Source organism: Vibrio sp. 16 (genome assembly GCF_963681195.1).
Lineage (GTDB): Bacteria > Pseudomonadota > Gammaproteobacteria > Enterobacterales > Vibrionaceae > Vibrio > Vibrio sinaloensis_D.
Window position 1 is genome coordinate 1129212 of the sequence record NZ_OY808997.1, and the last position, 11952, is coordinate 1141163.

Below are 11952 nucleotides of genomic sequence, written 5' to 3' on the forward strand. Positions count from 1 at the left end.
CCTACGAAAACGACAAAAGTGTTCTAACCTAGAACACTTTTAGATCAGTTTTTGGGATCTGACCGTTAATTCAACGCCCTAAATAAACCGCAGTCACTTCCTCTCGGCTATGCCCTAACTCTTCGCTAATGATCATTCTGGCTTCATAGTCACGCTGTTTGTCTGCACCACTCAACCCTTTCGTTGACGGGCCTCCCGCAGCAGGAGCGCTATTCCCCGTCAACTCAAGGTATCGCTGGTGCGCATACGCATGTCTCAGGCCATGTGCACGATCCAGCCCCATCTTGATACACGCTCGTTCATATCTACCTTGGTGAGTTTTATACCTATCCTCTTTCGGTATAAGTGAGCCATCCCCCACCCACTTTTTTATTGAGTCGATGAGTTCACGCTGTGCTTGGGTTCTGATTGGTACGGTTCGGGGTCTACCGCCCTTCGTTTTCGTCAAAGCTAAGTAATCACCTTTATCTGAAAAGCGCAGTATTATCTTCATGCATTCTTCACGGCGAAGACCAAAAGCGGCTTGTAATCTGAAACTCGCTTCTAAATAGCGGTTATTGAGCCTAGATAATTGTTCATTTGATATGTGACGGGACCGATTGATGTTTGTAACGTAGTGGCGCTTTTCAATACCGAGAGATGTATTGCTAGCTGGTATAAGGCCAGGCTTACCAATTTTTTCTGATAGCCATCTTAGGTGGGACATTCGATTCTTGATTGTACTTGCCGACAAACCTTGTGATTGCCACAGGTTTAAGAGCTTATCGATATGGCGCCGACCTAAGTTTCGCACTTGGAGCTTTCTTACATGCATCTCTTGTAACTGCTTATCCATCAGCTTTAGCGTTTTCTTGCGTTCCGCTTGTGTCGATTTCGAACCATCTGGATTTCGACGCAATATTTGTAATACCTGATAAGAGAAATCTGAAGCCATCTTTTACTTCTCCGTTAGAAGATGAAAAATAAAGAGCCGAGGCCATCGGCTCTTTCCATTTTGAAGCTGCGATTCTTATTTCACGGGTACAGTAGTTAAGTATCAATGCGATTTCAGATTAGTGTTATTGCTCCCGTTCATTTCGACAGAACGCCTATCACTTCGGTGAAGTAATTAGGTATTAGAGCGAGACTACTGCGCGGCAAAAATTCCGTACAATTGACTGACTGTAAGCCACGAACAATTGTTTTAATTCCCAGAAGCCCGTAAGGCTGGTGAGATAAGAATGCGCTGGTAAATTAAGTGGTTTCTTCTACGAGTAATCTGTGCAGCGATGGCTGCGTATTTAATTCCATTTCATTGTGTGCGATGAGTGCTGAGTATTCAAATTTAGTGACGCTCTCAGCGTCAGTTTTAGTTCGGCGTCACGCGCTGATAATGCTCAGGTTCGGTCCGACAGGTAAGTAATGGCGGGCGCTATCCGTCCTGTCACTCCATGCTTGTAGTGACAGGCCTAGTAACCCGAATACATCTTCTAAAGGCGAGAGCCTGTCTAAATTCAATAACTCGATAACTTGCAGGAGATCTAACTGACGTCTAAATTTTGTACACCTTTAATGGGAATTTTTCTTTCGTCTATCGCAGTGATAGTAAATACAGCCATTAAAGCAAAGCCTATTTGGGGCAAAGTATTTATCTAATTTGTTATGGAGGCTTTATGAAAGCACTGACAACTAAGAAAACCGAACTTCCAGAAGTTATTTACATGACACCCTCAGAATGGATGGAGCTCGACGATTGCTCAAGGCAACGAAACACTCCCAAGCATGCTAAAGCTGCAGTAGTTAGACATTTGTCAGACAGTCACAATACACATGCAGTAGTAAACGCAGCTAGGTGGCCTGACGGGAGTTTATCAAAACTAGACGGCCATACCAGAGCCTTCTTATGGGCCAGCGGTCAGCTCGCAGCACCGGAGCAACTATTAGTGGTTGTGTGGAACGTTCACTCAAAAGAAGAAGCTGAAAACTACTACTTAACATTTGATAATAGATCTGCCTCTGAGTTGAATAATCAGCTTCTATTCGGGACCTTAAGAAAGTATGGCGTAGAATTACAATCATCACTGCTTATGCAAGGTGGCCTCTACGCTAGTTTACAGCACATCTATGGAGTCCGTGATATGGGCATCAACCTTCCAACAGAAATTGTTGAAACGATCGGTGCTATTGATAGGAAAAATTACAACAAAATCAAAACTGTTCCGATGTGTTCAGGGTTTATGGCAGCAATGCTCGCTACTGTTTATAGGGATGAAGACAACGCCTTCCACTTTTGGGACCGTTACTATGACGATGGAGGAAAAAAAGATGGACGACATTGGGATGGAGTCCATGGACTAAGTGTAATTATCGCTAGAGAAACAAATAACGGTACGGGAAGAGATCAAGCACGGATTCGAATGCGTAGAGCTTTGAACTGCTATGAGGCCTTCAGAAACAACAAGATGCTAGGCAAAAACGTAACAGAATTACGCATCACAAAATTTGTTCCGAATGCTCAACACTATTAGAAGTAATAACACTAGACAATCCACATGCCTGTGTGGATTGTTCACATACCGACAGGGGTTCTCCGTCTAATAATTACCCACAAAATCAATTTAAATCTAGCGCTTCACCTTAATCGCCGGCACATGATTCCAGCGAATATCATTCTCTCTTGTGTATATCTTCGTTGTATCAGCATTCGCATGAGCCATCCGCTCAGTTGCGCTTATGCCCTGCTCTTCAATCATTCTGGCCGATAAACCTCGTATCTCGTGATAGGTTGGTCGAAGGGCTTTTTTAAGGTGACCGTATAGGCCCAAAGAGTCTCTCACCTTGCTGAACTCTTTGCTTATATTGTGATGGTGAACCTGATAAAGATGATCCGTTTCCTTAGAGATGCCTCGCTGTAACTGTCGAGGTTTTCTATGCACCACATAGGGGCAATGCAGTCTTGAGGTTTTAGAGAGATCGACAATGTCTTTAATCGCCTGAGTAACAGGAATCGCTACTGCAGATGTCTCCGACTTTTGAACTTTCTGGCGATGGATATAAAGCGTGCCGTAGATGGCTTGGCCGTCAATGTAATCCACCCTACCCTCTGCATTCCAAAGGATGCCGCATACGCCTTCTCTGGGCTTCTTGATTCGATACCGCAATCGGTAGATTTCGCGCACAGCATGAGTCGTCTCTAAGGTTAAAGACATAGCGACTTTCAAGAACAGTGGTGCTGCTTCGTAGATCTGAAGATAGCTTTCGTAGTCTAAGTTGTGACGCGCTTTGGTGTAATCCTCTTTGGATAAACGTCGCTGTTTCTTGTTGAGAACAAAGTTACTCTCTATCGCACTCTCATCAGCCAAATATGAAAATATCTTTTTCAGATTGCTGATTTTTCCATTTAGCTGTCGATTATTAAGGTCTTCATAGTATTTACAAATGTGCTCATTGATATGTTGTAACTTCAGTGATTTTGTTAAGCACTTGCCCATGTGCTCTTCCAACCTTTCGCAGTCACGCTCTAAGTTTCTAAAGACATCTTTTGAGAGTTTCTCTTCGGCTTTAACACGAGCCAACACGACAGGAAGCCAATCTTTTAAAGGCCGATTGAATTTATCCTTTCGGCCTTTAGAAACAGCTTTGCGAAATGGGGTCATCTCGGATAGGGAAAACGCACTTCCTAGCTCAGGACGATATTGCAAGTTGTAAACATGCGCAGCTTGTATCGCTTCTTGCTCTGCAGTCCCGAGAGGAAATAGCTTCTTCACACCATCTACGGTAGTAAACCGAAATCGAGGTTGACCCCTATGGCTCATTTTCACCAAGAATGGAGGATAATGAGCCGTTTCTTTACTTCTAGCTCTACCAACCATTTATGACTCTAAGAATCTTAGGAGCTCACTCACCCTGTCTGCAGGGTTCCCTATTTCGTCGTCAACACAGACTAAATATCGGCCCGTTGGCGTTCTAGTGCCCTCAAGCTTGCCGTGTTTAATCCAATTTATGATGGTGGTAGTGCATATCCCTGAATCAGGATAAAACTCATCAATAAATTGTCTAGGTCTGATTTTACGTGTCGCCATGTCGTTCTCCTTACCTTTTTCACTACATGAAAATTAAGATTTTTCATCTACTGGTAGAAAAACTATGCACGATTTATTCAGTGATATTCTATTTGCGCAGCAATTAAAAAAAATGTTTCCCGAAGCGTAAAATGATTCATCGAATCGATTTCAAGCCCACTTTAAGGTGGACTAATACAGTAGTACCAAGTTGCTAATGCATTGATTTAATTTCACTATTTTATTGGCCTTTTTAACCGTTTTTTAGGCCAGCTAGAGCTTAACCACCAGCTATAAACACATGAAATTATTACAAATAAACACAAGACAGCGAAGATTACTACCAACATCGGGGTTTCACCGTTTTTGAGCCCTCAAAAACACTCTCACCTCTATTCAACTTACTGCCACTCAACCACTTTGTCCCAAATCGCGATAACCAAATATTTTTAGAGAGGACTAAGTGTGGACGATAGGTGTAATTGTTCCTGCCCTAAAAGGATCTTACTCAGGTCAGTGGAAACCATACATCGTAGTGATGTGAATAAGAAACTCAACGCAACGCAACGCAACGCAACGCAACGCAAGAGTCGATCAGCAGATTATAGACGCAGCAAGCATTTGATAATAATCTCCGTCCATTCCGGATAATAACCATTAAAAATCAAAGCTTTACCATAGTTAGTGTGATTTATAAAAAAGGCCACTCAACAACGAGAGGCCTTTCGGATTATTTATGCTTTCTCAAGAATGTTCTCTAAGTCGAACACAGGTGGATTAGCAAGTACCTCATCGCGGGTGGGACCTTCACCTTTGATTACCCATTGGGGAATATAGTCACTTTGGAAAGAGACCGTTTTCCCTGTGTGGCGATAATGTACGGCTAAAAACGCCATAATGTGGTGATGGATATAAGCCTCAGCCCCAAACAAATCTAGAGATTCATCGCCCTTTTTCTGACCTGGTTGAGGTGCAAAGTAGGCATGGTATTCGTAATTTGCCTCCATGGCGGCTTTGATGGTGGTATCCAAATCTGTGTCATCATACCCCCAAGAGTGAGCAACAATGCTGTAGAGAGGCATAAACAGGAACTGATAATACCGCTCTACAAATTGTTCCGATTTCGCTTCAATGGCACCCATTTGCAGATACGGATATACGTTATCCATTAGGGCATCGCGAACGCATTGATCTTGTTCGTTAGCGAAGTATGCCTTAAACAAATCAAAGAAAGCCTCACAGACATCAGGTACCGGTGACGTCATGGCATTTTTGAAGTCGGAGAACGCAAAGTCTAAGATCTCTTGCTCTGCTTCGGTATAGCCAAGTAAGGTATTTAAGCACAACCCTGTTAAGTAAAACTCAACAGTTAAGTGCTTATACTCTCCAGGTCGTAAGGTTAACTCATGCTCCAAGCTCGTTACCTTGACTTCATTTCCCGCATGGCGTTGCATCCGTAATACCATTTGATGAGCTTCTGCTGCACGAGCAAGAATGTAGTTCGAGTGCACTCGAGGTACTTCAAGTATTAAGGAATTCGACCAATAGCTAAACAGGTTGTCTGTATTGAAATCGATAGCATTTTGATACAAGCTTACTGTAAATATTTCACTGAAGTCTTGTTGAATGCGAACAATATCCTCGCAAAGAAACTTCGTATCATTTAATTGGCGAGATTGATTTTTAATCAACTGCTTAAAATGATTTTTATTAATATTTATCATAACGGTAATACCTCAGAGCGCTCCTGCTTATAATCGGTGATAGTGAGTTTGCCTAACTGGCCATTTGAGTCAATACGTTGATGAACAACCTTATACGCTAATTGTCCGCGATTAGCAGCACTTTCTATCAAACTTAGAGTTTCTCTCAAATCAGGATCACCAGTTAGCTCTACTTTTTCTTTCCTCGCACGAGCAGTAGCCAAAGGTCTTCCCAAAGCTTTATCCGGGGCTACGTGTGCAGCTGCGGCTTCACCAATTTGAGATGCATAGAACTTCAGGTTTACCAGTAGTTTTCCCCTTTATGAGGAGTAGTCTTGTCTCTAGCAATAACCAAATAATTTTTGAGAGAACTAGATGTGGACGATAGGTGTATTTATTCCTGCCCCAAAAGGATCTTACTCAGGCCAGTGGTAACCATACATCGTAGTGATTGAATAAGAAGATCACCGCAACACAAGAGTCAATCAGCAAGTTATAGACGCAACAAACATTTGATACTATCTCCTGTTTAGGTGGGATAAAAATCACGAAAAATCATAATATGATCTCAGTGAATGTAATTTTATAAAAAAGGCCACTCAACAACGAGAGGCCTTTCGGCTTATTTATGCTTTCTCAAGAACGTGCTCTAAATCAAACACAGGTGGATTAGCAAGTACCTCATCTCGGGTGGGACCTTCACCTTTAATTACCCATTGGGGCATATAATCACTTTGGAAAGAGACCATTTTCCCTGTATGGCGATAATGTACAGCTAAAAACGCCATAATGTGGTGATGGATATATGCCTCAGCCCCAAACAAATCTAGAGATTCATCACCCTTCTTCTGACCTGGTTGAGGCGCAAAGTAGGCATGATATTCGTAATTTGCCTCCATGGCGGCTTTGATGGTGGTATCCAAATCTGTGTCATCATAACCCCAAGAATGAGCAACAATGCTGTAGAGTGGCATAAACAGGAACTGATAATAACGCTCTACAAATTGTTCAGACTTCGCTTCAATGGCACCCATTTGCAGATACGGATATAAGTTATCCATTAGAGCATCACGAATGCATTGATCTTGTTCGTTAGCGAAGTATGCCTTAAACAAATCAAAGAAAGCCTCACAGGCATCAGGCACGGGTGACGTCATGGCATTTTTGAAGTCGGAGAACGCAAAGTCTAAGATCTCTTGCTCAGCTTCTTTATAGCCAAGTAAGGTATTTAAGCACAACCCTGTTAAGTAAAACTCAAAAGTTAAGTGCTTGTACTCTCCAGGTCGTAAGATTAACTCACGCTCCAAACTCGTTACCTTGACTTCATTTCCAGCATGACGTTGCATCCGTAATACCATTTGATGAGCTTCGGCGGCATAAGCCAACAGATATTGACTGTGATGCTTAGGAATTCCTATTACAAGTGAAGTTGCCCAAGAAGCATGTAGCCCACAATCGCACATAACGGCATTTTGATACAAAGAGGGAGTAAATATTTTGTGGAAAATATCTTCTATATTGTGTAAACCATCAACCAAATCCTCCATCGTTAGCTTGTTCCAGCCTTTGGTATCAATATGTCGCTTGTAATGATTTTGATTAAAATCAATCATATTGTCGGTACCTTAATATTTTCTTGTTTATAATCCGTAATTGTCAATTTACCTAGACTACCATTGCCGTCAATCCGCTGGTGAACAACCTTATACGCTAATTGTCCGCTATTAGCAGCACTTTCTATCAAACTTAAAGTTTCTCTCAATTCAGGACCACCAGTTAGCTCTACTTTTTCTTTCCTCGCACGAGCAGTAGCCAAAGGTCTTCCCAAACCTTTATCCGGGGCTCCGTCTCGACACTACTAGACGCTAAGGAGGAATACTGTGAATAAATCATAATACCTTTCATACTGTCTACTGTTGTGTTTTCTTGCCAAATCTTGTAGCGCTGAATGCGATTACGTTAAGCGCTTTAACTGTGTTGCGATCAATGAAAAACAAGCCAAGGAAGCATTAAAAATAGTCCCCCTCTAAATATCAAGCAGCATCAAGACAAGAAGATTGAATGCTACCTTTTTACAACGGCTCACATATTGGACGCTTCGGGTTTAATGGTCGTGGTGTTGGAGCGATTGACCATAAAACAGAAACGCTTCCCGCTATACCCTTGTTTTCTGTGGGTGGTCCCTATTTACTTTGGCAGTTAGACTGTTCATGCAAATTAAAAATGGAGGTGCACATGATCAAAAAAGGCCAAACAATACCTACTGCAGCCCTAAGCGAACTCGGCGAGGAAGGAATGGTAACTCACAACACAGATGAGCTTTTTGCAAACAAGCGAGCGGTGCTTTTCGCTGTGCCAGGTGCATTTACGCCAACATGTTCTGAGGCTCATTTACCAGGATACGTTGTACTGGCTGACGAAATTAAAGCGGCAGGCGTCGATATCATTGCGTGTGTATCAGTCAACGATGCTTTTGTGATGCAAGCTTGGGGAGAAGCGCAGAATGCCACAGAAATTATGATGTTGGCCGATGGTGACGCTAGCTTTACTAAAGCTCTAGGCCTTGAAATGGATACGGCTACATTCGGTGGAATTCGCTCACAACGATACGCAATGATTATCGAAGATGGTGTGGTAACACAATTGAATGTTGAAGAACCCAAGCAGTTCGAAGCAAGTAAAGCCGAAACTATTTTAGCTGCTCTAAAGTGATCTTAAGAGCTGTAAGGGTTCCGGATATTCCATTCTGAACCCTTTTCTTTGAATATAGAAAAAGAACCGTACTTCTACACACAAAACCTAACTTGAATTGAAATCTAAAGCATTGAGCATTGCGAGCTACGATCTGTTAGGCTCTCAGATCACTGACGACAGTCGTCTCGATTTTGGGCAAATAATTGGTTTTATTAACATAATCCATCGTCATAGAAGTACTTTCAATGTTGGGGGCTTTCCAAACGCCATTGTTCAAAGTTAAAGTCCATATTGTTTCCACATCTTTGAACTTTTTACTCACATCCAAGCTTTACCGCCCATCTTCTCTAACAAAACGCTCTCCAATCAAAACATCTTCAATATACTGTTTGTGGCTGTTGATATATTGAATATCAGCGAGATAAGCCAAGTGGTGTCCGTCTGCAATATTTTCAATGAATGCTGTGTTGCCGTTATCGGCTTCGTTGAACATGTAATCGACTAACACTTGAATCCTATCTGTTATTGTCTCGACTAACCGCTCGCGCTCTGCTTCAAGCAACCCGTAAGCATCGCAAAACTGTTTAGCTCGCAAAGACTGCGACTCTAGGTTGCCCATTGCATCCGATTCATGGGTTTTGAATGGCGCCCAACAGTAAACAGCATAAGCGACATCCCAAACCCTCGGCGCTGGATGCGCGGTATCAAAGTCAATGATCCCGACGGTTTCTGAACCAACGAGCGTTACATTGTAAGGAGCATAGTCTCCATGGCAGATGACCTCTCTGGGTTCACGACTCGGCAGCTTCCACACTAGTGACTCATTCGAGTGTGTTGATAAAAATGTGCGAGAGGCATCATGATACGAGCGAAGAAGCTTAGCGGCAGAAACCAGAGCCTCCGTCGTAGCAATATGTCCTTTCAGGGGATAATTAAAAACATCACCAACGACATACGACACAATCTCATTACCTTTGCAGTCAAAACCACATGGCTTAGGAGCCGCATTAAAACTATTTTCTGCGATGTGTGACAGTAAACGATGTACTGTTTCAGACCACACACCTCGTGGTCGATAAACTTTGTTATCGGAGCGAAAAATTTGCCCCTCTCGCCCACCTTGGAGTTCTTCCATTATTATCCTTATGTATCTTTCAACGCGCCATTAAGGTGTCAGCAAGGCGAATTATTGACCTTGCTGATACCCGTTTGACACAACCTTCAACTAGACACCACTAGCGCTGAACGTCATGCTGAGCCATTTATTAAGTGCGACTTTCAAATGTGACCGCTTCGACACCATGGTCTCTCGGTCTAACGACCACTGTATTTGCGATCATGTCATGCCAACCTTGTTTCTTTCCGCTGAACGCAATCCAGATAAAGCCTAAACACAAAGGAATGGTGCTAATGTAATAAGCCAAATATCTCACAACAGATTTACTGGTTGATAAAGGCTCACCCGTTTTTGCATCAACAACTCTCAGTTTTAATGCCATCTTTCCTGGTGTCGCAGAACGATAAATCCAAAATAGTACTGTCGCGATAAAAGGAAATACCCAATTAAGCAATAGGTCCCAACCACCAATAATAAAACTATCAGATTCAAAGTAATAACTGCCATATACCCAATAAAGTAGTGGCATGGTCAACATAAGAAATAGAATTGAATCTATAATTGTTGCACCAAATCGTACCCAAAAACCTGCATATTCATACTGATTATTAAATTCCATGTATTTTCCTATCTATTTTAAAAAAGGGCAAAATATCAAATTAAAGTGTCACTAACTCAGCCACGCAAAAAACCATTATGACTATCTCGCTATATGAGATTGTTCTCTACACTCCAAACATCAAGCTCGCGAGAAATAATGGATGCTCCTGATTCCTCGGGCGTATTTAAAAAGTGGTCACCACCGTCAACTTCAACATACTTTATATTGTGCAGAGGTAGCAGCGCCTTCCACATGCTGGCTTGGCTTCTATGAACTTCAGAATCGTTAGAGCCATGAAGAATCAGAGTCGGCAAATCCACATATTTTTGGAAGTAGACCCAATTGTCTTTCAGCATGGCTTCTTGCCAAAAGCGCTTCAGCGGACCGTCACCATTCGGTTTGTTGATTTTGTCTATCTCTTCCTCTGACAGCAATCTAAAACACTCGATTTCCTCTTGGAAGCGTTTCCATTCACCTTTGTTTCTCACATTTAAGGCGGCATTGTGAAAACGGTTGGTACACAGACCACCCACAATAACGACACCATCTATTTTTGATAGATCTAATTGGGAAACATGTATGCTTCCACCACTAAAAGCAAACAGTATTTTGGGCTTGTTTTTTGGCATTTCTTTCGCGATCTTTTCAATTTGACTTACTATTTGATAATGATCGACCTTGATGTACTCTTCCCAATTTACTTGGTTTTTATATACGCCCTCTCTTAAATACCGAACGGTAGAAAAAGAACGCTGATTTAATTCGTACGTTAACATATCATAAATAGGCGTAGTCCCTAATTGGTAGTCAGCTGAACAACCAGGAATTGTGCCGTCGTAATAGATTGGAGCGGTCCCGTGGATTAACAATATTGCCGCCTTCCATTCCTCTCCCTCAGGAACATCATACTTGACGCTTTTCATCCCTTCCTCACACCATAAACTCAACGGCTTCGTGATTAAGTCGTACCGTAAAGCTGTGACTAGATATAACGCCGCAAAATACTAAAGCGACACTTAAAATCAAACTGCCAAAAGTTGGCGGTCCATTTTAAGCCGATTCTTGATTGACCTATATTGATCCAATTCTGGTTTTGGGTGCGCAAATATAATCAACCAAATACATAGGCAGGGTGAATTTATAGTGAAGCGGTCAATACTTTTCGTTTAAAGCCCGTTCACTCCTAACTCGATTCGGCGTAGGTGATTTTTATATTCCACCTAAGGTGAGCATTCACGAGAATTAAAAACTGCGAGCTATCTCACCAAACTAAGGATGGGCTTAAACGCGGGATCCCGACAATCTTTGACAAGTTCGTAAAGACACATTTCCAATCCAGTGACTTCAACGCCGCACCGCATTAATCTTTCAATGGCGAGCCGCACATCCGTCTCTGAGCGTGAAGAAATACAATCGCTAACAAGCTCGACATGATACCCAAGTTCCGTCAACCCTCTCGCAGTTTGATATACGCAGATGTGAGCTTCAATACCACAGACCAGCCAAGAATCGACACTCGCCGCCTGAACGGCTTCTAAAAACGTGGGAGACTGACAAGCATTGAAAGTGGACTTAGTGATGGCAGCGGTATGAGTTAGGTGTCGCCCAACCTCTTCAACCGTAAGACCCAGTTTTTCGGGGTTTTGTTCAAGCAATACGATAGGCATATCGAGGGCTTTCACACCCAAAATCAATTTTTCACAGTTCGCTATCAACAGCGAGCTATTCTCAACCAAGCGCGCAAGTTTGCCTTGTACGTCAACAATGATAAGCCCAGCGTTGTCTCTTGAAAGCATA

At 42.4% G+C, this 11952-nt stretch carries 13 protein-coding genes; 2 read left to right on the forward strand and 11 right to left on the reverse strand.

Translation table 11 applies throughout. The features are described from left to right. Positions 1-70: 70 nt before the first annotated feature. Positions 71-934, reverse strand: a complete 864-nt coding sequence (locus tag U9J37_RS04950; RefSeq protein ID WP_005472122.1) for a phage integrase N-terminal domain-containing protein — start codon at positions 932-934, stop codon at positions 71-73. Positions 935-1652: 718 nt separating this feature from the next. Between U9J37_RS04950 and U9J37_RS04955 the strand changes: the two genes are divergently transcribed. Beyond that, entirely contained in the window at positions 1653-2507 is an 855-nt protein-coding gene (locus U9J37_RS04955; RefSeq protein ID WP_005472078.1) for a hypothetical protein, read from the forward strand. Between the two features lie 96 nt (positions 2508-2603). Here the strand turns inward: U9J37_RS04955 and U9J37_RS04960 are convergent, their stop codons facing one another. The 6 genes from U9J37_RS04960 to U9J37_RS04985 form a co-directional block, all read right to left on the reverse strand. Further along, on the reverse strand, positions 2604-3851 hold the full coding sequence (locus U9J37_RS04960) for a site-specific integrase (protein ID WP_043886864.1): 1248 nt from the start codon (positions 3849-3851) through the stop codon (positions 2604-2606). Continuing rightward, entirely contained in the window at positions 3852-4061 is a 210-nt protein-coding gene (locus U9J37_RS04965; protein WP_043886865.1) for a MerR family transcriptional regulator, read from the reverse strand. A 713-nt stretch (positions 4062-4774) separates the two neighbouring features. Next, a complete protein-coding gene (locus U9J37_RS04970; protein WP_005472058.1) occupies positions 4775-5764 on the reverse strand; it encodes an Imm49 family immunity protein in 990 nt (329 codons plus the stop codon). Beyond that, positions 5761-5967, reverse strand: a complete 207-nt coding sequence (locus U9J37_RS04975) for a hypothetical protein (protein ID WP_043886866.1) — start codon at positions 5965-5967, stop codon at positions 5761-5763. Before U9J37_RS04975 ends, U9J37_RS04970 begins: the two co-directional genes overlap by 4 nt. Positions 5968-6369: 402 nt before the next feature. Continuing rightward, positions 6370-7356: an Imm49 family immunity protein gene (locus U9J37_RS04980; protein ID WP_005472025.1), complete on the reverse strand. Its 987-nt coding sequence runs from the start codon at positions 7354-7356 to the stop codon at positions 6370-6372. After that, positions 7353-7559 (reverse strand): hypothetical protein, encoded by a 207-nt coding sequence (locus tag U9J37_RS04985; protein ID WP_043886867.1) that lies wholly within the window; start codon positions 7557-7559, stop codon positions 7353-7355. Before U9J37_RS04985 ends, U9J37_RS04980 begins: the two co-directional genes overlap by 4 nt. A 419-nt stretch (positions 7560-7978) precedes the next feature. Between U9J37_RS04985 and U9J37_RS04990 the strand changes: the two genes are divergently transcribed. Beyond that, entirely contained in the window at positions 7979-8455 is a 477-nt protein-coding gene (locus U9J37_RS04990; protein ID WP_043886898.1) for a peroxiredoxin, read from the forward strand. Positions 8456-8768: 313 nt separating this feature from the next. Here U9J37_RS04990 and U9J37_RS04995 read toward each other — a convergent pair whose 3' ends face one another. The 4 genes from U9J37_RS04995 to U9J37_RS05010 form a co-directional block, all read right to left on the reverse strand. Further along, the gene (locus U9J37_RS04995) at positions 8769-9572 is read right to left on the reverse strand and encodes a phosphotransferase (RefSeq protein WP_005471958.1); all 804 of its coding nucleotides are present in this window, start codon (positions 9570-9572) and stop codon (positions 8769-8771) included. Positions 9573-9702: 130 nt separating this feature from the next. Further along, positions 9703-10173 (reverse strand): RDD family protein, encoded by a 471-nt coding sequence (locus U9J37_RS05000; protein WP_038134421.1) that lies wholly within the window; start codon positions 10171-10173, stop codon positions 9703-9705. Between the two features lie 89 nt (positions 10174-10262). Beyond that, positions 10263-11078, reverse strand: coding sequence for an alpha/beta fold hydrolase (locus U9J37_RS05005; protein WP_322413925.1), 816 nt, complete (start codon positions 11076-11078; stop codon positions 10263-10265). Positions 11079-11411: 333 nt separating this feature from the next. Beyond that, positions 11412-11951 (reverse strand): isochorismatase family protein, encoded by a 540-nt coding sequence (locus tag U9J37_RS05010; RefSeq protein ID WP_322413926.1) that lies wholly within the window; start codon positions 11949-11951, stop codon positions 11412-11414. Position 11952 lies beyond the last annotated feature (1 nt).